The organism is Dyadobacter arcticus (assembly GCF_011762185.1).
Lineage (GTDB): Bacteria > Bacteroidota > Bacteroidia > Cytophagales > Spirosomataceae > Dyadobacter > Dyadobacter arcticus.
This window is the reverse complement of the sequence record NZ_JAASQJ010000003.1, coordinates 765,203-788,400: the sequence shown is the minus strand read 5'-3', so window position 1 is coordinate 788,400 and position 23,198 is coordinate 765,203. Positions and strand designations below refer to the sequence as shown.

The window sequence follows — 23,198 nt, the reverse complement described above, 5'->3', positions numbered from 1 at the left end:
TCAAAACCCACCCAATGCAATTTTCACACCTACATTGCCATACCCAGTTCTCGTTGCTCGACGGCGCTGCTGATATCAAAAAACTCTTCAAGAAAGCAAAAGAGGATAATATGCCTGCTGTTGCAATTACCGATCATGGTAATATGTTTGGGGTGTTTGAATTTGTGGCAGAGGGTAACAAGCAAGGTATCAAACCCATTGTTGGCTGTGAATTTTATGTTGTCGAGGACAGGAACATCCGCCAGTTCACAAAGGATAAAAAGGACGTTCGTTTTCACCAATTGCTTCTTGCGAAAGATGAGATAGGCTATAAGAACCTGATCAAAATGTGCTCTCTGGGGTTTATGGAGGGTATGTACGGTAAATATCCCCGTATCGATAAGGAGCTGATTGTAAAATACCACAAAGGTTTGATTGCGACCACATGTTGTATTGGTGCTGTCATCCCTAAAACTATCATAAGGCTGGGGGAAGAGGCAGCGGAGAAGGAATTCAAATGGTGGCTGGACTTATTTGGTGACGATTTTTACGTGGAGCTTCAACGGCATGACATTCGTGATCAACACATTGTCAATGAGGTACTTGTTAGATTTGCTAAGAAGTATAAGGTGAAGGTGATCTGCTCCAATGATTCGCATTATGTGGATCGCGATGATTGGAATGCTCATGACATTTTGCTTTGTATTAATACAGGTGATAAGCAAAGCACGCCATCCGCCAAAGATTTCGATGATGACAAAGGAATTCCCAAAGGCTCACGATTTGCTTTTTACAACGACCAGTTTTATTTCAAGAAGACCAGCGAAATGCTGACACTCTTCAATGATCTGCCGGAGTCGCTGGACAATACCAATGAGATTGTTGACAAAATAAAAACCCTTGATTTAAGGAAAGATATTCTGTTACCCAACTTCCCGATTCCCGAAGAATTCAAGACGCATACCTTGTCGGAAATGGCTGGGAAAAAGGAACTTACTGCTGATGTTTTGAATCAATGGGAATATCTCAAACACCTCACATTTGAAGGCGGAGCACGGAAATATGGAACGATAACGCCGGAAATCGAGGAGCGGATGAATTTCGAATTGAATGTAATCCGTAACATGGGTTTCCCGGGTTACTTTCTTATCGTCGCTGATTTTATTGATGCCGGGCGTAAGATGGGCGTATTTATAGGCCCGGGCCGTGGTTCCGCAGCCGGATCGGTAGTCGCATATTCGACTGGTATTACCAACATTGACCCAATCAAATACGACCTCCTTTTTGAGCGTTTTCTGAATCCTGATCGGATATCATTACCTGATATTGATACCGATTTTGACGATGAAGGCCGTCAGAAAGTGATTGATTATGTTGTAAAAAAATATGGTTACAATCAGGTTGCACAAATTGTTACGTATGGTACAATGGCAGCCAAATCGGCGATCAAAGATGTGGCCAGGGTAATGGACCTTCCGCTTTCCGACGCCAACATGCTGGCTAAGCTGGTTCCTGATAAACCGACTTACAACATGACCCTCAACAGGATTTTCACAGCACCGCTCGAAGGAGAGGGGAGTTTAACAAAAAAAGAGGGCATTGCGCCGGATGAATTAGATAATGTGAAAAAAATGCGGGCCATTGCATCAGGTAACGATTTGCAGGCGAGTGTTTTACAAGAGGCTCGCAGGCTGGAAGGTACTGTGAGAAATACGGGTATCCATGCTGCCGGGATCATTATTGCACCGAGCGATTTAACCGAAATTATTCCGGTTAGTACTTCAAAAGATTCTGATTTTCTGATTACCCAATATCAGGGAAAAATCATTGAGGATGCAGGAGTCATCAAGATGGATTTTCTGGGTTTGCGAAATCTGACGATCATTAAAGAGGCGCTGCGGTTGATCAAACAAAACCATAATAAGGATATCGTTATTGACGACATTCCGTTGGACGATCCGAAGGTTTTTGAATTATTCCAGAGAGGGGAGACCAACGCGATTTTCCAGTTTGAATCGGATGGTATGAAAAAGCACATGCGCGATCTCATTCCGGATCGTTTTGAGCATTTGATCGCCATGAATGCATTGTACCGCCCAGGTCCGATCGCATACATCCCAAACTTTATACGCCGTAAAAATGGTCACGAGGAAATAACCTATGACTTACCGGAACTGGAAGAGTATTTGTCTGATACCTATGGCATTACAGTTTATCAGGAGCAGGTAATGCTTCTTTCGCAGAAGCTGGCTGGTTTTACAAAAGGTCAGGCGGATACATTGCGGAAAGCGATGGGTAAGAAGCAAATTGAGACGCTGAATAAGCTCAAAGGTGATTTCATGAAAGGCGGGACAGATAATGGTCTCGATGCCAAGAAACTAGAAAAGATCTGGACGGACTGGGAAGCCTTTGCATCCTATGCATTCAACAAATCCCACTCGACTTGCTACGCTTTTGTTGCATACCAAACGGCTTATCTCAAGGCACATTACCCGGCCGAGTACATGGCGGCGGTTTTGACCAGTTCTCTTGGGAACATTGACAAGATTACCTTTTTCATGGAGGAATGTAAAAATCTGGGAATTAAAGTATTAGGCCCTGATGTAAATGAATCGGATCGCCAGTTTAATGTGAATAAGAAGCATGAAATCCGATTTGGGTTAGCCGGGGTAAAGGGAAGCGGGGACGCGGCCGTAGAAGCGATAATCGAGGAAAGGAATACAAAGGGACCTTTTCAGGATGTTTTCGATTTTATGACACGTGTGAATTTGAGAACGGTTAATAAAAAAACTTTGGAAAGCCTGGCTTACGCGGGTGGTTTTGACTGTTTTTCAGAATACCACAGAGCCCAGTATTTTGCGTCAGACGCCAGCGAAAACGCCACATTTATTGAAAAGCTGATTCGCTATGCCAATAAGTTTCAGGGTGGTGGCGCTATTGACTTATTCAGCCACTCAGGTGGCGGAGCGGATGTGGCAAAGCCCAAGGCGCAGGTTATGGCTCCATGGGATGACCTGGTCAAGCTTCGCTATGAGCAGGAGGTAGTGGGGTTTTACATTTCGGGGCATCCATTGGATACATTCCGGGTCGAGCTTGACAATTTTTGTAATTGTACGCTCGAAAAGGTGATGGAAATCAACGACGGCGAAAAGTCTCCGAGATATTTTGGAAAAGAGATCAGTGTCGCAGGAATTGTTACCAGTTCACAAGAAAAAATGTCGAGAAACGGGAGCAACTTTATGATTTTTAAGATTGAGGATTATCAGGGTTCCATGGAAATGTTGCTTGGAGGCGAGGATTATATTCGTTTCAAAAACTATATGCAGGTAGGCCAGTTCTTGTATATCAAAGGAAAAGTCCAGAACCGTTGGAAGCAGGAAGATCAGTTTGAATTTAAGATATCCCAGATTCAGTTGCTGCCAGAAATCAGGGAGAAAATGTGTAAAAAAATTAAGATCAACCTTACGTTAGATCAAATCGACGCGCAATTTATACACTTACTGAACGATACATTCAACAGCCATCCTGGTGCCTGTTCGGTGAATATGACGGTGATAGATCCTGATACGCACCTGGAAGTTGAGATGCTGTCTCGCGGGTACCGCATTTCCCCCTCCAATGAACTGTTCAAAGAGTTGAGAGGGTTTCATGGTGTTAAATTCTCTCTGAACTGATCGTGTTAGTAGCGTAAATCAGGAACTTTTAGATATAAATAATCCTTATCATACCAGATTTATAAAATAACATTAGACACTTTTTAACATGGGAAAAGCAGTTGAAATAACCGATAGCACCTTCGAAGAACTTATCCAGGGCGACAAACCGGTACTTGTGGATTTTTGGGCAGAATGGTGTGGCCCCTGTAAGATGATCGGACCGGTTGTAGAGCAATTGGCTGGTGAGTATGAAGGAAAAGCAATCATTGGTAAGATGGACGTAGATATGAATTCTTCTGTTCCCGCCAAATTCGGTATCCGCAGTATCCCGACATTGATGATTTTTAAAGGAGGACAATTAGTTGATAAAGTGGTAGGTGTAGTACCTAAAACTACTTTGGAAGATAAATTAAATGCTCAAATCGAAGCTACTGTTTAAGTAATAGCGATTTGTGAAGTTAAGAAAGCTCCGATTTTTTCGGAGCTTTTTTTATGGTCTAAGCTTTGATTAAGGTATATTATTATATACCTTTAAAAATATTACCTTTTACCACACTATCTATGAAATCTTCTGAGTTTCATCGCATCATAAAGCGGAATGGTTGGGTCTGTATTAGATCTAGGGGAAGCCACTACGTTTATAGGAAGGGAGAAGAGACCTATGTTGTCGCGTATCATGGATCAAAGGAAATTGGAGAGGGAATACGATTGCAAACCGTCAAAAAAATGAAATTAATATAGTTGTTATGAAAAAGATAAGAGTGATTATAGAGCGAAGCAAGGATTTCTTCTGGGCTTACGGCGACAATGTAGACAAAATCAATGGGGGTGGAGAAACCATCGAGGAAGTAAAACAGTCCATTCTCGAATGTATAGAAATTGTCAAATCTTTCGATGACAAAAATATTCCTGCTGCACTGAAAGGTGAGTATGAACTGGTATGGAAACTGGATGTGGGAAGCTTTTTGCAGTATTATAAAGGAATATTTAATCAGACGGGAATAGCAAAATTAACTGGGATTAATGAAAAGTTGCTCAACCACTATGCCTCAGGCCTGAAAAAACCGCGACCAGCGCAGGCGAAAAAAATTGAAATGGCGCTTCACAGGCTTGGAAATGAGCTCTTGTCAGTGGAGTTGTAGGTATTTGAGATATTCTGTGACCGCGGATTGGGCTATTCGTTAATTTCAATGGTATAGTTTGCATGAAAGTGAGCCGCTGGCGCTAGTGTCAGAATACCTTCTTTATTTTCAAAATTCTGATCCGAATCCGCGCTATCTGCAATTCCCAGCCAGGGTTCAATGCAAATAAAGTGTGCGTTTGGCTTCGCCCAGATTCCCAGATATGGAAAATCTTCAAAATGTAATGTGATAACCTGGCCGGATTTTGTACTCCGCAGACTTACTTGATTTGAAATTAAATGCTTGAAAATAAGCGCGTCGTGATCGAATAAGTGTGAGTTCAAATGCAGGACATTGGTATGTTCAAGTACGGGACGGGTTTCGTTACTTACTAAGCCATTTTTTTCCAGCAGCCAGGTTGAGTCGTTTTCAACTGCTTCAAATTCAAGATAATAATCTTCATAAGTTTCACCTTCGTGAAGTGGACATTTGAATGCAGGGTGACCGCCCAGAGAGAATAGCATTTCGTCGGACCCATGGTTGATCACCTTATGTTGGACGATAACATGACTGCCTTCAAGCGAATAGGTGATCAGAAATTCAAATTTGAAAGGATATACTGCCAGCGTTTCTTCGCTGTATTTCAAACCAAATGTCAGGCTGCTGTTGGTTTGACTTACCAACTTCACATTGGCGTTATTCCGGACCATACCGTGACGTGGTACAGCATATTCCTGACCTTTATAGCTAACAAAACCATTTTTAATGGCCCCAATTACCGGGAATAACACAGGGGCGTAACTTGCCCAGACTTTTGGATTGGCATTCCACAAATAATCTTTACCAGTTACCGTTGATTGGATCTGGCACAATTCTGCACCGGTCTCCTGAACCGTGATTTTTAAATGCTCATTTGCAATTGAATAATTCATGAGATTGGAGTTTTGCGTGTATTTTTTCAAATATTAAGATCGGACAATGAACGTCGATTGGTCAATAAATGTCAGGAATTCAAAACGTCAAGTATCATGGCGCAAGATTCCTTTATTTGTTCCTCGGTAATTGTGAGTGGAGGAGCGATGCGCATGGCGTTATCGCAAAATAGAAACCAGTCGGTAACGACACCTTTCCCAATGCACCGGTCAATGGTATTTTTAAGCGTTTCGAACGACTCCATTTCAGCTGCCAGCATTAGCCCAATACCCCGTACGTCTATAATTTTCGGATGGATCAAAAGCGATTTGAAGAGTTGACCTTTTTCAATGGCCAGAGGCGCCAGGTTTTCTTCCAAAATTACCTGCAATGTTGCCAGAGAAGATGCACAGCTCACCGGATGCCCACCAAACGTAGTAATGTGGCCGAGAATAGGCCTGTTTTTTAAAACCTCCATAATCTGCTGCGACGCCATGAATGCGCCGATCGGCATCCCACCGCCCATTCCTTTCGCGCTCAGCAAAATGTCGGGATATATTCCAAATGGCTCAAATGCCCAGAAGCTTCCTGTTCGTCCAAAGCCAGTCTGGATTTCGTCGATAATCAGCAGCGCACCGACATCGGTACATTTCTTCCGCAATGCAACCAGGTACTCTTTAGACGGAATGCGAACGCCCGATTCTCCGCCAATGATTTCAATTACAACCGCAGCAGTTTTGGGTGAAATTTTTTCAAGATCGGGTAAATAGTTATGAGTAATGTGCTGAATACCCGGAAGTAGCGGGCGGAAATTTCTTTTAAAAAATTCAGCTCCTGCCAAGCTTAATGCCCCTTGACTAGCCCCGTGGTATGCATTGAAACAAGAAATGAATTCGCTTCTGCCCGTGAATCGCTTAGCCAGTTTCATAGCCCCTTCCACAGCCTCCGTACCTGAATTTGTAAAATATACATGATCAATCAGTCCGAAAGGGGAGGGAAATTGTGCTGGTAAATTCAATGTATCCGTCAATGCCTTTGCAAGTCGGACTTGGATATTTTGAACATATTCACCGTAAACCAGCAAATGCATGTGTTTGTCCAGTTGTGCATGGATTGCGGCAAGTACCTTCGGGTGACGATGGCCAACATTGCTTACAGCGATACCAGATATCAGGTCAATGTAGGATTTTCCATCCGGGCCGTACATATAAATGCCCTCGGCTCTTTCAATCTCAATGGCGAGCGGATAGTCTGACGTTTGTGCTAAATGGTCAAAAAAAAGTTGGCGATGTGTAATGTACATTCTAGACTATTAATACTTTTATAAAGTATAAATCTTATGAAAAGATCAATTTGGGTTGATGTTATGTTTCAAAAAAGCCCGCGCTTCCGCCGACCCAGGTGAAGTCCTTATTGAAGCGTACGCCGATCATTTCTCCCCTGCTAAGTCTGCTGAGGCTGATCAGTAGTTCTGGTTTCGGCGCATCATCATTCCAGCCATACATCATCCGGATCTCGCATTTGACCAAACCATCAGGAGCCTGAATGACTGGTTCATAGGTCACTTTTTTCTGCAAAATATAGTTTTCGGGATCTCTTAAAGCAATCAGATCCTTCTCAGAAATATGCAACTGCACGCCCGCTCCAGCAAAAGAGAAAAGCGGTTTTAATACATAATTTTCAAGGTCATCCGGGAAGTTGCCCTGGTAGTCACTCACAAATTTGGTTTCGGGAATGTAGGGACTGCTTAAAAATGGCATGGAAAATTTACTTATTCTGAAAAACCAGTTTGGGTGACCGACCCAGGTGACATCTACCTCGTCTGTGAAGTGATAGCTGGTGTCCAGGTCAGGGTAGTTTTGCAAATCGTCAAAAATCAGGCGATTATAAATCCTTTTAATCTGGATTTTTCTACCTTCTTTTTCGTAGAACAACCGTTTTCCTTCTTTGATTAGCTTCGTGTAGCATACGGCTTTCACGCCAAGTATTGCCTCGGTTACCGCAAAATCAACCTTTGTTTTTTGCTTTTCCGGATAAATTTCCAATAAAATAACCTGTTCCGGATCTGCGCCAGCTAAAATCAGATCTTTAAGTTTTTGAACGTAACCTTCATAATCTTCACCACCCAGAACATATTCAAAACCTTCCGTGATATCGAAGAATTTTTTGAAAGATTCGGAAAGAAAAGCCTGATAACCGAAAATGGATGGAAATCCTTGTAGTTCAATTAATTGCGGGACAAGCTCGCCTGCTTTATTTCTGCAGATGGCGTAATCAATCGCCAAAAAAGATGTATGCGCATTTTCCCCAGGCACATTCTGATCCTCAGGAACAGCCCTGTCCGTCTTTTCTTTGAAATCGGGTGAAAGCAATGTGCTGATAATCTCGTCCGAAGCTTGTAAGATCTTTTCTTTGAGTTCTTTGGGTACAAAAACCGGCGTTTCGGCAACGCGGAAATCAAGCTGCCCTGGAAAAGCAGATTCAAACGATGCGACAAAATCCTGGTATTTGCTTTCTGTAAAAGAACGGTTAAATGCTTCTCGGGCTTGCTTATGCATAGGCCAGGGGAAAAGTTTTGTTCAATGCATTTTTGAGAAATGCAGGGATGACCCGAGATTCGGTCAAAGATATTTTGTCGGGATCATTCAGGTGTTCAATCATATCATTGTATTTGGCTTCACCGAGAGCCGAAATAATGCTTGTTTTTTTATCGTCCCTGAGAAAATAGCGGAGCATTCCTTCCGCGTCCGCTTCCGGGTGGAATTGTGTACCCACGATTTCATTGGAAAAACGAATGGCCATCACAGCTCTTTCCAGCGGAACATGTGGCCTTATTTTTTCCAGACAAAGTAATTTGGCACCCGTGTTTTCCATCATAAACGGATTGGGCTGAGTTACCTGAAAATCACGGGAATCAACAATCCAAAACGGGTCTGCTAATCCTTGGAGCAAAGGATCTTTTCTTCCAGTACTCGTCATGTATACGGGGAATGTACCAAAAGATGTTTTCCTTCTTTTACTTACTCCGGCCAACTCCCAGTGAATGCATGCCATTTGAAAAGAATGGCATATTAGGAAAAGATGCTTTTTGATCCGGTTTTGCCGTTTTGCATTGAATTGCAGCAGATGATCCAGAAAACTGAAAAACTTCTTTTCCCAAATTTCTCCAACCGGCGAAGGATTGCCGGGGCCGCCAGTAGATATATAGGCGTCAAATTCCAAACCTGGAATTTCGAGCTTCTGCCTCACGTCAAAGACGGTAAAGTCGACATGGACAGCCTCGTTTACACCAAAGTTGGCGATGATATTTTTGATACAACGCATGCCCTCGTTGTCGTGGCCATTGTACATGTCCAGAATGGCAATCCGGAAATGTTTATTGTTAGGTGTCATTGAGTCTTTTTGCTTAGGGATTTTTGTGATTAAAGTCCCACTTTTGTTTCTTCTACAATATAATCCACTACTGCGTTCATATCGCCCGTCTTTTCATACACAGCAAGTTGCCTGTCAGCGCCCGTTCCCATTTCCATGATCTGGTGGATGTAATCAATTTCGTTCCTGCTTCCCAATTCATCCACCACGTCATCTATAAATTCAAGCAACTCTACGACCAGGATCTTATACTCAACCTCTTCCTGTTTTCCAAAGTCAATCAGCTTACCTTGAATGCCATAGCGGGCTGCACGCCATTTATTTTCATTAATGAGCATTCGGTGATATGGCCTGAAACTCAGGTTCATGCGGTGCAGTTTGTGGATTTTTGCCACCAGCGCCTGCATGATCGCGGCAAGACAAATCGTTTCGTCGGTACGCATGGGTACGTCGCACATACGGAACTCGATGGTGTTGAAAAATGGGTGAACCCGAATGTCCCACCATATTTTTTTACCATTATCAATGCATTTGGTCTTGACCAGCAGCTCCACATATTCATCGTATTCTGACGCACTGGAGAAAAAATCCGGAATACCTGTTCTTGGGAATTTATCGAATACTTTGGAGCGATAGGATTTGAATCCAGTATTGCGCCCGCACCAAAAGGGTGAATTAGTTGATAATGCATAAATATGCGGTAAAAAGTATCTCACCGCATTCATAATCTGGATTCCTTCGTTCCGGCTTTCGATTCCCACATGCACATGAAGACCAAATATGAGGTTACCCCGCGCCACGTCCCGCATCTCATCGATAATTTCATCATACCTGGGATCAGGCGTTATCAGCTGGTCGACCCAGTCCGCAAAAGGATGGGTGCCTGCCGCTGCCACGCGCAGATCCTGTTTGGCTGCCAGGTCGAGGATCATTTTTCTGAGGTAAGTAACTTCTTCGCGTGCCTCCTGAATATTATGGCAAATATTAGTGCCCACTTCTACCACCGCCTGGTGCATTTCAGCCTTCACACGCTCTTTCAGGGTGATTTTGCCATCCTCAACAAGCTTGGACATGTGTGAGCGCAGATTGCGGGTAACCGGATCAATAGTCTGAAATTCCTCTTCAATTCCTAGTGTGAAAGTGGCCATATAAGCTTTGAATCAATAAATTAAGACTTCTTTATTTTAGAATTTTTCGCAGGTGCTTTGGTTGCTGCGGCTTTTTTGGTAGGAACAACCGGTTCTGGTTCAGCGACAGGTTTCTCAGCTACTGGCTTGGCAGCCACCGCTTTTTTAGGAACAACGGCTTTCACTTTAACCTCTTTCGCGACATCAGTCGCGGGCGTTTCAGCAGGAGTAGAAGTGGGCGCCAAAGCCGCAGGAGCTGCCGCAGCATTACTTATGAATGTGCCCCAAGTGAGATTAACCTTTCCTGGAACCTGCTTTTGCGCTCTTTCGATCGCCATATTGGCAGCTGCCTCAACAACCCAATCAAAATTATCGCGGCCCACTGAGTAAATATCAGCGTCGGGAGCAGGATTGCAGAAGTCGATTGCAATTGGAATGCCGTCGCGGACAGCGAATTCTACTGTATTGAAATCATATCCCAATGCAACATTCAATTTCAATGTGTAATCCGTAATGGTTGCAAGTAGTTTTTCACGCTCTTCGCCTGTCGCCTTTAATTCAGAGGCATATCTCAAATGATGCGGATTGCGTGGCTCGTAGGGCATGATCAGCACATCTTTTTGCCCAATGCAATAACAGCGAACGTAATCATCGAATACGATTTCCTCTTGCAGCATCATTACCAGCTGACCGGTTTCTTCGTGTTTATACCACATATCCTGTGGGTTCAAAACCTTGTAAACACTTTTCCAGCCACCTCCATCGTGCGGCTTCATATAGGCCGGAAAGCCAACATATTGGAAAATTTCTTCCCAGGCCATCGGAAATGCAAGGTTACGGAACGATGTTTCAGAAGTATTTTCAGGGCGTTCTTTGGAAGGTAGGAGCACCGTTTTCGGAACGGGTACTCCTATTTGCTCCGCCAATGCATTATTGAAAAATTTTTCATCGGCGCTCCACCAAAATGGGTTGTTGATAACCGCAGTACCACATAAAGCAGCGTTTTTAAGGAAGGCCCTGTAAAAAGGAACGTCTTGCGAAATCCTGTCAATGATTACAGCGTAATCGGTTGGGCCGGCTTGTACTACCTTATCTATTGATACAGCTTCGGCAATGATGCCGTCCACAGCTTTGCTATTTACTCTTTCAATAAATGCGTTTGGGAATGTATTTTCCATTCCAAACAGAATACCAATTTTTTTCATAACAAGGTTTTTCGTTTTGCTTTTAATCTTTTAAAGAATGCGGGAAAGGTAATGCGGGAACATGCTGTTCCATAGCGGCCAATCGTGCTTTTCCCAGCCGCGAATGTCCAGCCAGTGGTCTATTCCTTTGGTATTCAGTATGTTCGACATTCTAATATTGCTAGCAAGGCAGATATCCCAATCCGACGTACCCAGCACGATTTTCATATGCCCATACCGCCAACCCTGTTCATTAGGCATAAAATCGACGGGGTTATTGAAATAGACCGTATCATCGTAAAAGCCGTCGGTAAAGCTGCGAATGTCGAAAGCGCCGCTCATACTGACCATATAAGCCACTTGTTCGGGATGCTTGAATGCAAAATTGGCTGCATGAAACCCTCCAAAGCTGCATCCCGCCACACCGATTTTCCCAACATTGCATTCATGCCGGATGAAAGGCACAAGTTCATTGGTTAGAAATTTATCATATTGAACATGATTCAGGATACGGTACTGCGGGTTCATGTGTTTCGCGTACCAGGATTCCGCATCAATGGAATCGACACAATATATTTTGTATTTGCCCGAGTCGACCAGGCCTCTTACTGAATCTATCAGGCCCATGTCTTTGGCTTGATAGTAACGCCCCAATGTTGTTGGAAAAAGTAAAACCGGATAGCCCCAATTGCCGTATACCAGCATCTCAATGTCTCTATCGAGATGATGAGAATAGTATTTGATGTGCTTCTCGTCCAAATGAAGGGGGTTTATATTTTTTAATAAATGAAATATACAAAACAATTCATAGGAAGCAAATTAATACCTTGCACGTTTAAATTCAGCATAATCATCAGAAAAGTGAGTTTGAGTAAGCCTTATCCGGCGATAATATCCGACACCAAAAGAATCTGTTCGACCTATCTAAACAGGGAGGTTATCGTCACAATAAATCTGCCAGCCGGGTATGATTGGTCAAGAATTTACCCTCTGATCTTGTTTAATGACGGGCAGGATTTCGATGCTTTAAATATGGTTGACACCTTAAATGAGTTGATCTCAACGCAGGTAATTCATCCTTATGCCGTAGTCGGTATTCACGCCAATTTTGACCGAATCTATGAATATGGAACAGCCTTTCAGGCAGATTATGCTGATAGGGGTAACAAGGCAATGGCTACCACAGATTTTGTTTTGAAGGAGTTGCTGCCTTTTCTGGGAGAGAATTACAATGTCCTCCTGACCAACATTACGTATGCGGGTTTCTCTCTGGGTGGTTTGATGGCTTTGGATATGGTTTGGAACCACCCTGCTGTTTTTTCCAGGGCCGGGGTCTTTTCCGGTTCGTTATGGTGGAGGCAAAAGGCATTGGATGAGGGATACAGCGATTCCGACCGCATTATGCATGCCCAAATCCGCAATACCGAAGCTAAGGCTGGTTTAAAATTTTGGTTTCAATGTGGGTCTCTCGATGAGTACGACGACCGGGATGGTGATGGCGTCATTGATTCTGTACAAGATACACTAGAATGTATTTCTGAGCTTGAAAAGAAAGGTTACCGATGGAATCAGGATGTTTTTTATACCGAAATTGAGGATGGTCGCCACAATTCCGAAACCTGGTCGACGATCCTCCCGGACTTTTTCCAATGGGTGTCTGCCCACAGCGAGCCGGCTTCTAACTCAGCTCTGCCAAAAATTGCATAGTATCAATGGAATCGGCATAATCGGAAAGTCCCGGCTGCTGTGACGAGCCAAAATCCAGAGAGCCGGGCAAATGGAGACTCACGTTCCCGATCACACACTGGATCTTATCTTGCATATCCGACAACTGCGCCTCCACTTCGTCTATGGTTTCATAAGGATGATAGTGCAGTACGCTGATCGGTGAAACAAGTGCATCTCCTTCGGTGATCATCAGAAAGCCATTATCGAGATGCGGCACCCGGTTAATGAGGAAAATCGACTTATTGTATTCGTAATTATTGAAGTATTTATGATGGTGCAGGAAGGTACTTTCCATATCTGCTATGGATTCGTAAAACTTGGTAAAATCATATCCAGACGGTACAAAAAGTTTGGAGACATTGCGGCAGCCCAGGCCATAATATTGCAGCACATCCCGTCCAAGTGCAGCAAGTTCCTGAGTGGTTTCGGAGCCGTTAAGCACAGCAACAGAAGTGCGGTTCCTCCTTATCACATTTGGTTTTTTTGCGAAGTAGTAATGGAAGTAACGTGCCGTATTATTGCTTCCAGTGGCTATATATGCATCTGCATCGTTCAGTCGGTCAGCGAAAATGATGTGATCTTTTAGGTCAGGTTCAATCTCAGTCAGCTTCTTTAAAAGCGCCTGAATTAGTACTTCATCGTCTGAGCTTTGTTTCGCAAGCAATGTATGCCCGCTTATGAGCACGCAAAGCGCATCGTGAAATCCGACTGCTGGAATATTACCAGCCATCACAACCCCGACTTTTTTATATGAAGCAGGCTCCGGATATCGTTCTGACCAGCTTATTAATTTCTTTTCGTCCAGAAATTGTATTGCGATGGCCTTTAACGACATGAATACATTCTCTCTTGTAAACCAGTTATTTTTACTTTTTGCCTGATCGACCCAGTCTTCAATCACCTCTTTATGGGCAGGTTCGTTTATTATTCTGCCAAGATTTATAAAGGCTTCGACTCTCCTTGTGCGCGATATCATTCTAATTCAACTATAAAAAGTGTAATTGCAGATGCGGTTTTAATTTTTCTGATTGTTGGGAAACTATAAATAGTTATATTTGTTAATCTAAACAGAAGAAATAGTAACAAATATAAACAATCCGGCGACTATGGCTATAATGATAACCGATGAGTGCATAAACTGCGGGGCGTGTGAGCCAGAGTGCCCCAATACAGCAATTTATGAGGGAGGTGTAGAGTGGACCTGGGGGGATGGGACAAGTTTGGATGAGGTGGATTTTGGCGATGGTACCTTAGTAAGCGGTAAAGAAAAACAGTCCCCTGTCTCAGATGAATTTTACTACATTGTTTCAGATAAATGTACCGAGTGCGTAGGCTTCCATGAAGAGCCTCAATGTGCTGCCGTTTGTCCGGTGGATTGCTGCATTCCCGATCCTGACCATGAAGAAGAGGATGATACATTATTGGCTAAAAAAGCCTGGATGCACGGAGAATAGCTTTAAATGACCAAATAAGATTTCGAGCCCCGCTACTTGCGGGGCTTTTTTTGTGCTCGAACACCAAGCAAAATGGCACTATAATAATAAAATTTCTTACTAATGCCTGTGGAGGATTATTAAGAAAATTTTGTTTAATGATCCGAATACAGAATATTAATTTTCTTATTAAAGTTGTTATTTTTCAATTTTAATGTTTAAAATCTAATAAAAAAGAGCACAAAAAAATGATTATTGTATTTTTCTGTATAAATTTTGTTGAGATTATTTGATAAATATAATTTTAGAACAATATTTGATCCATAAATCCAGCCGGAGAGTAGTATTAACTTAAACAGAATATAATTATGAAAAAAGTCTATTGTGCAGTATTATCTTTGATGGTTCCTTTTTTGGGTTTTCCGAAGTCGGGTGAGGATAAGATAGCGGTCAAAGCGGATACAATAGTTGTAGCCGAAGTAGAGGAAGATGCAAAGGGTACTTTTGCGTTTTCGGGCTATCTCGATTCTTATTATATGGCCAACTTCAACAAGCCAGCATCCCGGTCCAATATGGGAGCAACCAACGCCAGGGTGTTCGACCAGAGATCGGGACAATTCTCGTTGGGTTTGGTTCAAACAAAAGTGGTTTACACCAACAGCAAATCCGAAGCCGTCGTGGATCTGACATTCGGTCCTAATGCGAACCTTGGTAATTACGGAAATGCATTATTCAGCACCGCACTTGCTATTAAACAAGCTTACTTTACTTACAAATTCACAGACAAGTTCTCGATGACTGCCGGTCAGTTCGGAACCCACATTGGCTATGAGGTGATCGATGCCCCAGCCAACTTTAATTATTCTCTATCAAATCTTTTCAACAATGGACCTTTCTACCATGCTGGCTTGAAAGCAACTTATGCTTTCTCAGACAAAGCCTCTTTAATGGTGGGTGTTGTAAATAATGTGGATGCATTAGGGGATAACAACCGCGCAAAAGGAATTATAAGCCAGTTATATTTTAAACCTGTTGATAACTGGAACGTTTATCTGAACTACATTGGCAGCAACGAGGCCAATACAGATAGCTTGGGACAACAACCCGAAGGTTTTTACCAGATGTTTGACCTTACCACCAGCTTTCAAATAACTGAAAAATTCCTGCTTGGCTTAAATGCCGCATATGGTAGCCAAAAAGGAGATTACCAGGGATTTGGCGGACCAGCTGATTCGGAATCATGGAGTGGAGTCGCCGTTTACGCAAACAGTGCGTTGACTGATAACTTTGGTATCGGTGCCCGTTATGAATATTTCAACAACGACAATGGTGTTCGTGGATTGCTAACCCGCGCAGGATTAGGGACAAAGGTTAACTCTGTTACATTGACTGGTAACATTACCCTGGCCGACGGACACATTCTGCTAAAACCTGAATTCCGTCTGGACGCTTATCCAAAGGTTTCAGGGGCTGGCGAAGAGCAACAATTTGAAGATTCTGATGGCAACTTCACCAAAAACAGCCAGACGACTTTCGGACTCGCATTTATTTACAAATTCTAATACGTTAACAAATACCTTCTTAATCTACATTAATAACCACATTTTACAACAATGAAAAAAGGTAAATTCATCCCACTGATTATCCTGTTGGTGATCAGCATCCTCGGTGCCTTCGTGCCCAATGTTCCGACACAAATTGTCACCGAAGGCGTAAATTCGGGCGACACAGCGTGGCTGCTTGTCTCTTCTGCGTTGGTACTGCTCATGACTCCGGGCCTTGCCTATTTTTACGGAGGAATGGTGAACAACAAAAATGTTATCTCCACAATGCTTCAGAGCTTTATCGCGATGGGTGTAATTAGTGTACTGTGGGTAGTTGTTGGTTTTAGTATTGCATTTGGTGAGGACATTGGTGGTTTCATCGGAAATCCAATGACCCACTTTATGTTTAAAGGCGTATTGGACGGACCAGTTTGGGGAACAATTCCTTTCGCTTTGTTCGCAATGTTCCAAATGAAGTTTGCCGTAATCACGCCTGCATTGGTAACCGGTTCAATGGCTGAGCGAGTAAATTTCCGTTCTTACGTTCTGTTCATTATCCTTTTCTGCATCTTCATCTACGCTCCGCTAGCGCATATGACCTGGCATGCAGATGGTATCCTTTTCAAAATGGGTGTACTTGACTTTGCTGGTGGAACTGTTGTTCACATGTCTGCTGGTTGGGCTGCACTTGCCGGCGCTCTTTACCTGAAAAGACGTAAGTCATTAATGGAAGATCACGTTTTGCCGCCTGCTAACATTCCTTTCGTTCTATTGGGAACAGGTTTACTTTGGTTCGGTTGGTTCGGATTTAACGCTGGTTCAGCTTTGACAGCCGGTCCTCTTGCAGTGTCTGCGTTCGCAACTACCAATACTGCCGCCGGTGCTGCCGGTCTTGCCTGGGTACTTTTCGATTCTGCAAAAGGTAAGAAAGTTTCTGCCCTTGGATTTTGTATTGGTGCGGTTGTCGGTTTGGTAGCGATTACACCAGCTGCTGGTTTTGTAACGGTTCCTGCCGCATTGTTTATCGGATCTGTTGCTGCCATTATTAGTAATTATGTGGCTCATTTGCGTACCCGTTCTACATTGGATGATACACTTGATGTGTTTCCTTGCCATGGTGTTGGTGGTATGGTTGGTATGTTGATGACAGGTATCTTCGCTACAAGCGGTGTGAACTCACTGGTTGTGGATCAGGGACTTGCGTTTGGTGAAACGACATTGTTCATCAACCACGTCATTGCGCTGGTTGGTGTATCTGTTTTCGCTTTCGCTGGTTCATTCCTGCTTCTGAAAGTTACTGACCTTATCCTGCCGCTTCGCGTTTCTGAATCAGATGAAGCTGCTGGTCTTGATATCAGCCAACATGATGAGTTCCTTGTTGAGGCATAGTTTACTCGACGTTATAAATGCAAAAAGCCTGGGATTTCCCGGGCTTTCTGCGTTTATAACGCACCGGCGCACCGGCAACATGACTACTTTGGATCTGGCCTAAGGCTTTACTTATCCTTCTGCCCTGCGGTCAACGGATTGAAATCCGTTGTTAGGATATCGTTCGAGCCTCCGGCTCTGTCCTGACGAACCCAAAACGCTCAGGTTGACGGCTATGGTGTTGAAAGCACTTCTTCGAGTTCTGTAACCTCCATGAATCCTGATCCGTTCAAATGATCATAACGGATTTCCTTCGTCTCATTGATCAGCATCGGATCATACTTCACAGCTACGCGAATGTAGTTCTCTGTAAAACCAAGCATTTGACCTTCCTGAACTTCGTCTTCAAAAAGTACCGTCGCCGTTTTCCCGATTTGTTGTTCGTAAAAAAACCTTTTCTTTTTTTCAGAGAGAATGTGCAACATTTTTGACCGGTCGGCCCGGACACTTTTAGGAACGATCGGCCGTATTTCCAAGGCTGTTGTATTTTCTCGTTCGGAATAAGTAAATACGTGCATATAGGAAATGCCGAGATCATTCAGAAACCGGTAGCTTTCCTCAAATAATTCCTGTGTCTCTCCCGGATGTCCTACGATAACGTCCACACCGATGCAGCAATCAGGCATAAGGGTTTTAATTCTGGCGACCCTTTCCGTATATAATTCTCTTTTGTAACGCCGCTTCATCAATCCCAACACCTTATTTGAACCGGATTGCAACGGAATGTGAAAATGCGGTGCAAAACGTTTTGATTGCGCAACAAATGTGATGATTTCGTCGGTTAGCAAGTTGGGCTCGATGGACGATATCCTGAACCTGACAATTCCTTCAACATCGGCCAGAGCTTTGATAAGATCCAGAAATGTTTCTTTACGTTCACCATTCTGCAAGCCAAAATCGCCGATATTAACTCCTGTAAGCACAATTTCTTTTACATCGCGAGCAGCTATTTCATACGCTGCTCTCACAATATTTTCAATGGTATCCGATCTGCTTTTGCCTCTTGCCAATGGAATGGTACAATATGCGCAGGGATAATCGCAGCCATCCTGTACTTTTAGAAAAGTACGGGTGCGGTCATTCAAAGAGTAAGAAGTATGGTATTCAATTGCCTGGTCGATGTGGGAAGCGATAATCTGTGCAGGTTGCCCGACCGGTTTTTTTTCAAAAGTGTCAATCAATTCCACAAGCCGGAACTTCTCAGCTGCTCCTAAAACAGCATCCACGCCCGGTATTTCAGAAATTTCTTTGGGTTTTAATTGCGCATAACAGCCAATGATTGCAACATAACCGTCCGGATTTATCTTTTGCGCTTCGCGAACGATTTTACGGCATTTCTTATCTGCATTCTCGGTAACCGAGCAGGTATTAATGATAAAAATATCCGGATTTTCATTGAATTCAACCCTGGAATGGCCTTTCTGCTCAAACATCCGGGCGATCGAGGAACTTTCGGAATAATTGAGTTTACAGCCTAATGTGTAGAATGCGACTTTTTTCATTATTTTCAATTATGCTGCAAAATTACACCTTTTGCGGTCAACGTCTTAAATAATCTGTAAAGGATGCCTGTAAAAAGGCTTTTCCCAGCTTCTCGTCCGCATTGTCCAATTTGCCGCCCTTCTCCGTAATGTTGCCGCCAATGTTATCACGCACTAGGAATCCGCCGGGTTTGATCCAGCCTAATCCATTGTTAAAAACAAAATAGGCAAATGGATTGCGGTCCTTTTTGAAAATATCATTGCTCCATTGGAATTGACCCGATGGCAAATGCAGCTGGTTAAGCAACGTGGCCGGCAGGTCGGTTTGTGAGCAAAGCGAGTCAATTTTCATCTTTTTATTGGCAATAGCCCCGCCCAGCCAAAGCATTGGAATGTGAAATTCAGCCGGTTTGGATCGGTCGGTTTCTGGCAACGGGTGCCCGTGATCCGCAATGATGATCACAAGTGTATTTGACCACCAAGGTTTCTTTTTTGCTTTTGCAATAAAATCACCAATCGAGGCATCTGTATAATGATGGGCATTCAAAAACAAATGTTCAGGGTCACTGCCAGGGATCGCAGTTTTTACGGGCACTTCAAATGGTTCATGACTGCTCAATGTAAATAGCGTTGTGAAAAAAGGCTCTTTCTGTGCATCCAGGTCATTTAGTAATTTATTCAAAACAATATGATCGTGTGCGCCCCATTTGGAATTCATGTCTTTTTTCTCAAAATCATTTTTATCAATAATGTTGTCAAAACCTTGCTGCAGGAAATACGATTTCATATTGGCGAATTCAGTTTCTCCTCCATAATAGAATGAGGTATACCAGCCATTTTTATGAAATTCTTTTGGCAATGAGGGTAAGGACATTGTTTTCTTCGGAATTTTAATGATTGAGTTGGTAGGCTGTGCCGGGTAGCCGCTCAATATCGCCACCATTCCTTTGTCGCTGCGGTTGCCACTCGCATATAAGTTGGTGAAGAGCATCCCATCTTTCGAAAGCTTGTCAAATTGTGGGGTAACGCCTTTCACGCCGTTTAAATGCCCAACAACTTTCGCCGTAAAGCTTTCCCAAATGATCACAACCACATTCAAACGCTTGGTCGTGTCCAAAACCTGGATAGTCTCTCCGCCTTTTTGATAAAGTGGGGAAATCATTGTATTCAGGTCATTTTCGGGGAAATACGAAAAAGGGTTGTTCTTTGAATAGGTCGCATTTAAAAGCGAGCTCATGTAATTCCATGGCACATTCACGGCGGCATAATTCGCAAAGCTTTTGTCACTGAAAAAAACCGCACTCTCGTTCATCGGGGCCAGTTGCAAACCACCGCGAATTGGAATGATGAGGCTGCCCGTCAGAACCAAAAAAACAGGAATGGTGAAGAGATAACCCGACTTTTTGAAAGCACCTACGACCCGTTTGATCAGGGCTGCAAATATCCTGTCGATCATAAAGCACAGGCTAGCGAAAAGTACCAAAAGTGCGAATACCGGTGCAGCCGCCATGGAAGCCCAGGCCTCGACGGGTGTTTCCAGATAATGTAACGAAGTACCGTCAATCCGAAAACCCCATGCCCTGAACAATTCCAGATCCGTGACCACAAGTAATGTGATCAGGAAAACAATGATAAAGCTAAATATCCTCAACGCTTTCCGGTACCATTCCCATTTTTTTGTGGTGAAAATGAGCAATAAAGTAGGTATAACCAGAATGTAGGCTGCAAAGGAAATGTCCATTTGCAATCCATGCCGGGCACTTTGGAACCACAGCAACGGTGGAAGTTCAAATGTCCTTTTGTAATGGTAAGCCAGAAATAATATCCGGAAAAGCTGGAAAAGCACGACCCAGCTTATGCCGTAAAGGGCAACGAATTCTAATCTTTTACGCATTGGTGTCTGTCGGGAATCTGCAAAGTTCCGAAAAATGCGCTTACCTATGTTTAATGGCGTAACTTATAATGAAAATGTAGGGCAGAATAGTTGTAGCTATCCTTAAATAAATAATTTTGGGGAGAATTAATATAACTCAATAAATAAATGACATTTCGTTCCAAGGCTTTTGAGATTGCCCAAGGCCGCGTTGCCCCCATATTAACCCCTCCAACTGAGAAAGTAGCAGACCTTTACGGAAGTAATACTTTCAGTGACGACGTAATGAAAACCCTTTTGTCCGCGGAGGCCTATGGCAAGATTTCAAATGCAATACGATCAGGTTCTACCATAGATAGGGAAGTGGCGGATGAAGTTTCCGCCGCCATGAAATCCTGGGCGATTTCGAAGGGCGCGACGCATTATACCCATTGGTTCCAGCCGCTTACAGGAACCACCGCCGAAAAACATGATTCATTTTTCGATCTGACCATTGACGGAAAGGCCGTTGAAAAATTCAAAGGGAGTGCGCTTGTTCAACAGGAGCCAGATGCTTCTTCTTTTCCAAGCGGGGGTTTGCGGGCCACATTTGAAGCACGAGGTTACACCGGTTGGGATCCCAGTTCACCTGCTTTTTTGATGGATAATGGCGCAGGAGGGAAGACCTTGTGCATTCCTTCCGTTTTTATTTCCTACACCGGCGAAGCATTGGATTATAAAGCGCCGCTGCTCCGATCGCTCGTCATGCTCGATAAGGCGGCGACTGGCGTATGCCAGTTTTTTAACCGTGATGTGGATAAGGTAACACCGACATTGGGAATTGAACAGGAATATTTTTTGGTCGACAAAGCGCTTTATTATGCCAGGCCGGATCTCCTGATGGCTGGCAGAACGGTTTTCGGACACAGCCCGGCGCGTGGGCAGCAATTGGATGACCATTATTTTGGCTCCATATCTCCGAGAGTCAATGCATTTATGGTGGATTTTGAGTTTGAAGCATTGAAATTGGGAATTCCGGTGAGGACACGACATAACGAAGTCGCGCCAGGGCAATTTGAATGCGCACCTACCTTTGAGGAAGTCAACCTGGCCATTGATCACAATGCATTACTTATGGATCTGATGCGGAAGACTGGTGATAAGCACAATTTTCAGGTATTGTTTCATGAAAAGCCATTTGCGGGGATTAATGGAAGTGGTAAGCATAATAACTGGTCACTTTCCACTGATACCGGAATTAACCTGCTCGCCCCAACCTCGAAACCGAAAGAAAATTTAAGGTTTCTTACCTTTTTATTGAATGTGGTAAAAGCCGTGCATGATCATGCGGATCTTCTGCGTGCGTCCATTTCATCAGCAGGAAATGAACACAGGCTCGGGGCCAATGAAGCACCACCATCTATTGTTTCAGTATTTTTGGGTAACGAGCTTACTACCATGCTGGAAGACTTGGTTAATAAAGGTGAGATAACCCTCGAAAAGGGAGAAAATTTTTATTATAAGCTGGGGTTGACCCGCATCCCGAATCTTCAAAGGGACAATACGGACCGCAACAGGACCTCGCCTTTTTGTTTTACGGGAAATAAATTTGAATACCGTGCGGTGGGAAGTTCACAGAACAGTGCTTCGCCTATGATCGTTTTGAATACGATTGTGGCTAACCAGCTTTTTGATTTTAAAAGAGAAATGGATGAACGGATGGCAGGTGGGGAGGAGAAAAAGGTGGCGACGGTCGAGATCCTGAAAAGATATTTTACTGAATCGAAAAACATCTTATTCGAAGGGAATGGTTATTCCGAGGAATGGATCGAAATGGCTCAAAAAAGGGGATTGAGTAACATAAGCAATACTTATGATGCATTGTATGCCTACAAAACCGCAAAAACAATTTCAGTATTTGAAAGGATTGGCGTACTTACTTCCAGAGAGTTGCACGCCAGATACGAAATTGAATTAGAGAATTACGTAAAAAGGTTACAGATCGAATCTCGGGTAATTGGCGATCTGGCCCTGAACCACATTGTGTCCACGGTCGTGAAATATCAATTCAAACTCGCGCAGACGGCCAGGTCATTGACAGATTTAGAAATGCTGGAAGAGGCGGAACCGATAAAGGAAATTATCCGGGATATTTCTTCACACGTAGTGGTGATCAAAAAATTGGTGCATGAAATGACCGAGCACCGAAAGACTGCGAACAACATTGAAGACCTTTTTGAACGGGCAAAATATTACGGTTCAGAGGTAAAAGGTTTCTTTGAAGAGATCCGATATCACGTGGATAAATTGGAGTTATTAATTGATGATGAGGACTGGCCTTTGGCAAAATACCGCGAAATGCTATTTTTGGAATAATTTTT

19 protein-coding genes are annotated in these 23,198 nt (G+C 43.4%); 9 read left to right on the top strand and 10 right to left on the bottom strand.

The window, feature by feature from the left end:
- Nucleotides 1-14 precede the first annotated feature (14 nt).
- From dnaE to FHS68_RS16820, 4 genes are all read left to right on the top strand, one after another.
- The gene (gene dnaE, locus FHS68_RS16835; protein ID WP_167272192.1) at nucleotides 15-3,653 is read left to right on the top strand and encodes a DNA polymerase III subunit alpha; all 3,639 of its coding nucleotides are present in this window, start codon (nucleotides 15-17) and stop codon (nucleotides 3,651-3,653) included.
- An 88-nt stretch (nucleotides 3,654-3,741) separates the two neighbouring features.
- A complete protein-coding gene (trxA, locus tag FHS68_RS16830; protein ID WP_167272190.1) occupies nucleotides 3,742-4,074 on the top strand; it encodes a thioredoxin in 333 nt (110 codons plus the stop codon).
- Between the two features lie 122 nt (nucleotides 4,075-4,196).
- Nucleotides 4,197-4,376, top strand: a complete 180-nt coding sequence (locus FHS68_RS26785) for a type II toxin-antitoxin system HicA family toxin (protein ID WP_167272188.1) — start codon at nucleotides 4,197-4,199, stop codon at nucleotides 4,374-4,376.
- A 5-nt stretch (nucleotides 4,377-4,381) separates the two neighbouring features.
- Entirely contained in the window at nucleotides 4,382-4,777 is a 396-nt protein-coding gene (locus FHS68_RS16820) for a type II toxin-antitoxin system HicB family antitoxin (RefSeq protein WP_167272185.1), read from the top strand.
- 32 nt (nucleotides 4,778-4,809) lie between these two features.
- On the opposite strand, the gene FHS68_RS16815 is transcribed toward FHS68_RS16820, so the two are convergent.
- The 7 genes from FHS68_RS16815 to FHS68_RS16785 all read right to left on the bottom strand — a co-directional run bounded on the left by FHS68_RS16815 (nucleotide 4,810) and on the right by FHS68_RS16785 (nucleotide 12,110).
- Nucleotides 4,810-5,688, bottom strand: coding sequence for an aldose 1-epimerase family protein (locus FHS68_RS16815; RefSeq protein WP_167272183.1), 879 nt, complete (start codon nucleotides 5,686-5,688; stop codon nucleotides 4,810-4,812).
- A 71-nt stretch (nucleotides 5,689-5,759) separates the two neighbouring features.
- Nucleotides 5,760-6,971, bottom strand: coding sequence for an aspartate aminotransferase family protein (locus FHS68_RS16810; protein ID WP_167272181.1), 1,212 nt, complete (start codon nucleotides 6,969-6,971; stop codon nucleotides 5,760-5,762).
- Nucleotides 6,972-7,032: 61 nt separating this feature from the next.
- Entirely contained in the window at nucleotides 7,033-8,226 is a 1,194-nt protein-coding gene (locus FHS68_RS16805) for a hypothetical protein (RefSeq protein ID WP_167272179.1), read from the bottom strand.
- A complete protein-coding gene (locus FHS68_RS16800) occupies nucleotides 8,219-9,061 on the bottom strand; it encodes a type 1 glutamine amidotransferase (RefSeq protein ID WP_167272177.1) in 843 nt (280 codons plus the stop codon). The genes FHS68_RS16805 and FHS68_RS16800 overlap by 8 nt, the downstream gene beginning before the upstream one ends.
- A 29-nt stretch (nucleotides 9,062-9,090) precedes the next feature.
- Entirely contained in the window at nucleotides 9,091-10,188 is a 1,098-nt protein-coding gene (locus FHS68_RS16795; protein ID WP_167272175.1) for a carboxylate-amine ligase, read from the bottom strand.
- Nucleotides 10,189-10,208: 20 nt separating this feature from the next.
- Nucleotides 10,209-11,372, bottom strand: coding sequence for an ATP-grasp domain-containing protein (locus FHS68_RS16790; protein ID WP_167272172.1), 1,164 nt, complete (start codon nucleotides 11,370-11,372; stop codon nucleotides 10,209-10,211).
- Between the two features lie 30 nt (nucleotides 11,373-11,402).
- On the bottom strand, nucleotides 11,403-12,110 hold the full coding sequence (locus FHS68_RS16785; protein ID WP_167272170.1) for an esterase family protein: 708 nt from the start codon (nucleotides 12,108-12,110) through the stop codon (nucleotides 11,403-11,405).
- Between the two features lie 27 nt (nucleotides 12,111-12,137).
- On the opposite strand from FHS68_RS16785, the gene FHS68_RS16780 reads away from it, so the two are divergent.
- Nucleotides 12,138-13,058, top strand: a complete 921-nt coding sequence (locus FHS68_RS16780; protein WP_167272168.1) for an alpha/beta hydrolase — start codon at nucleotides 12,138-12,140, stop codon at nucleotides 13,056-13,058.
- Here the strand turns inward: FHS68_RS16780 and FHS68_RS16775 are convergent.
- On the bottom strand, nucleotides 13,030-14,055 hold the full coding sequence (locus tag FHS68_RS16775; RefSeq protein ID WP_167272165.1) for an acyl-CoA reductase: 1,026 nt from the start codon (nucleotides 14,053-14,055) through the stop codon (nucleotides 13,030-13,032). The genes FHS68_RS16780 and FHS68_RS16775 overlap by 29 nt on opposite strands.
- A 130-nt stretch (nucleotides 14,056-14,185) precedes the next feature.
- On the opposite strand from FHS68_RS16775, the gene FHS68_RS16770 reads away from it, so the two are divergent.
- The 3 genes from FHS68_RS16770 to FHS68_RS16760 all read left to right on the top strand — a co-directional run bounded on the left by FHS68_RS16770 (nucleotide 14,186) and on the right by FHS68_RS16760 (nucleotide 17,445).
- Nucleotides 14,186-14,533, top strand: coding sequence for a 4Fe-4S dicluster domain-containing protein (locus FHS68_RS16770; RefSeq protein WP_167272163.1), 348 nt, complete (start codon nucleotides 14,186-14,188; stop codon nucleotides 14,531-14,533).
- 347 nt (nucleotides 14,534-14,880) lie between these two features.
- Nucleotides 14,881-16,074, top strand: coding sequence for a porin (locus tag FHS68_RS16765; RefSeq protein ID WP_229211933.1), 1,194 nt, complete (start codon nucleotides 14,881-14,883; stop codon nucleotides 16,072-16,074).
- Nucleotides 16,075-16,125: 51 nt separating this feature from the next.
- Nucleotides 16,126-17,445: an ammonium transporter gene (locus tag FHS68_RS16760; RefSeq protein ID WP_167272160.1), complete on the top strand. Its 1,320-nt coding sequence runs from the start codon at nucleotides 16,126-16,128 to the stop codon at nucleotides 17,443-17,445.
- 212 nt (nucleotides 17,446-17,657) lie between these two features.
- Here FHS68_RS16760 and mtaB read toward each other — a convergent pair whose 3' ends face one another.
- Both mtaB and FHS68_RS16750 read right to left on the bottom strand, forming a co-directional pair.
- Complete coding sequence (gene mtaB, locus FHS68_RS16755; protein ID WP_167272157.1) at nucleotides 17,658-18,986, bottom strand: tRNA (N(6)-L-threonylcarbamoyladenosine(37)-C(2))-methylthiotransferase MtaB; 1,329 nt, start codon at nucleotides 18,984-18,986, stop codon at nucleotides 17,658-17,660.
- 37 nt (nucleotides 18,987-19,023) lie between these two features.
- Nucleotides 19,024-20,859 carry an LTA synthase family protein gene (locus FHS68_RS16750; RefSeq protein ID WP_167272154.1) on the bottom strand — a complete coding sequence of 612 codons (1,836 nt, stop codon included), beginning with the start codon at nucleotides 20,857-20,859 and terminating at the stop codon, nucleotides 19,024-19,026.
- A 147-nt stretch (nucleotides 20,860-21,006) separates the two neighbouring features.
- On the opposite strand from FHS68_RS16750, the gene FHS68_RS16745 reads away from it, so the two are divergent.
- Nucleotides 21,007-23,193: a glutamine synthetase III family protein gene (locus FHS68_RS16745; protein WP_167272152.1), complete on the top strand. Its 2,187-nt coding sequence runs from the start codon at nucleotides 21,007-21,009 to the stop codon at nucleotides 23,191-23,193.
- The last annotated feature ends 5 nt before the right edge of the window (nucleotides 23,194-23,198 follow it).

What these genes read in the sequence shown, in the direction of transcription:
- dnaE (WP_167272192.1), top strand. Translation starts at nt 15, where the DNA reads ATGCAATTTTCACACCTACATTGCCATACCCAGTTCTCGTTGCTCGAC.
- trxA (WP_167272190.1), top strand. Translation starts at nt 3,742, where the DNA reads ATGGGAAAAGCAGTTGAAATAACCGATAGCACCTTCGAAGAACTTATC.
- FHS68_RS26785 (WP_167272188.1), top strand. Translation starts at nt 4,197, where the DNA reads ATGAAATCTTCTGAGTTTCATCGCATCATAAAGCGGAATGGTTGGGTC.
- FHS68_RS16820 (WP_167272185.1), top strand. Translation starts at nt 4,382, where the DNA reads ATGAAAAAGATAAGAGTGATTATAGAGCGAAGCAAGGATTTCTTCTGG.
- FHS68_RS16815 (WP_167272183.1), bottom strand. Translation starts at nt 5,688, where the DNA reads ATGAATTATTCAATTGCAAATGAGCATTTAAAAATCACGGTTCAGGAG.
- FHS68_RS16810 (WP_167272181.1), bottom strand. Translation starts at nt 6,971, where the DNA reads ATGTACATTACACATCGCCAACTTTTTTTTGACCATTTAGCACAAACG.
- FHS68_RS16805 (WP_167272179.1), bottom strand. Translation starts at nt 8,226, where the DNA reads ATGCATAAGCAAGCCCGAGAAGCATTTAACCGTTCTTTTACAGAAAGC.
- FHS68_RS16800 (WP_167272177.1), bottom strand. Translation starts at nt 9,061, where the DNA reads ATGACACCTAACAATAAACATTTCCGGATTGCCATTCTGGACATGTAC.
- FHS68_RS16795 (WP_167272175.1), bottom strand. Translation starts at nt 10,188, where the DNA reads ATGGCCACTTTCACACTAGGAATTGAAGAGGAATTTCAGACTATTGAT.
- FHS68_RS16790 (WP_167272172.1), bottom strand. Translation starts at nt 11,372, where the DNA reads ATGAAAAAAATTGGTATTCTGTTTGGAATGGAAAATACATTCCCAAAC.
- FHS68_RS16780 (WP_167272168.1), top strand. Translation starts at nt 12,138, where the DNA reads ATGAAATATACAAAACAATTCATAGGAAGCAAATTAATACCTTGCACG.
- FHS68_RS16775 (WP_167272165.1), bottom strand. Translation starts at nt 14,055, where the DNA reads ATGATATCGCGCACAAGGAGAGTCGAAGCCTTTATAAATCTTGGCAGA.
- FHS68_RS16770 (WP_167272163.1), top strand. Translation starts at nt 14,186, where the DNA reads ATGGCTATAATGATAACCGATGAGTGCATAAACTGCGGGGCGTGTGAG.
- FHS68_RS16765 (WP_229211933.1), top strand. Translation starts at nt 14,881, where the DNA reads ATGAAAAAAGTCTATTGTGCAGTATTATCTTTGATGGTTCCTTTTTTG.
- FHS68_RS16760 (WP_167272160.1), top strand. Translation starts at nt 16,126, where the DNA reads ATGAAAAAAGGTAAATTCATCCCACTGATTATCCTGTTGGTGATCAGC.
- mtaB (WP_167272157.1), bottom strand. Translation starts at nt 18,986, where the DNA reads ATGAAAAAAGTCGCATTCTACACATTAGGCTGTAAACTCAATTATTCC.
- FHS68_RS16750 (WP_167272154.1), bottom strand. Translation starts at nt 20,859, where the DNA reads ATGCGTAAAAGATTAGAATTCGTTGCCCTTTACGGCATAAGCTGGGTC.
- FHS68_RS16745 (WP_167272152.1), top strand. Translation starts at nt 21,007, where the DNA reads ATGACATTTCGTTCCAAGGCTTTTGAGATTGCCCAAGGCCGCGTTGCC.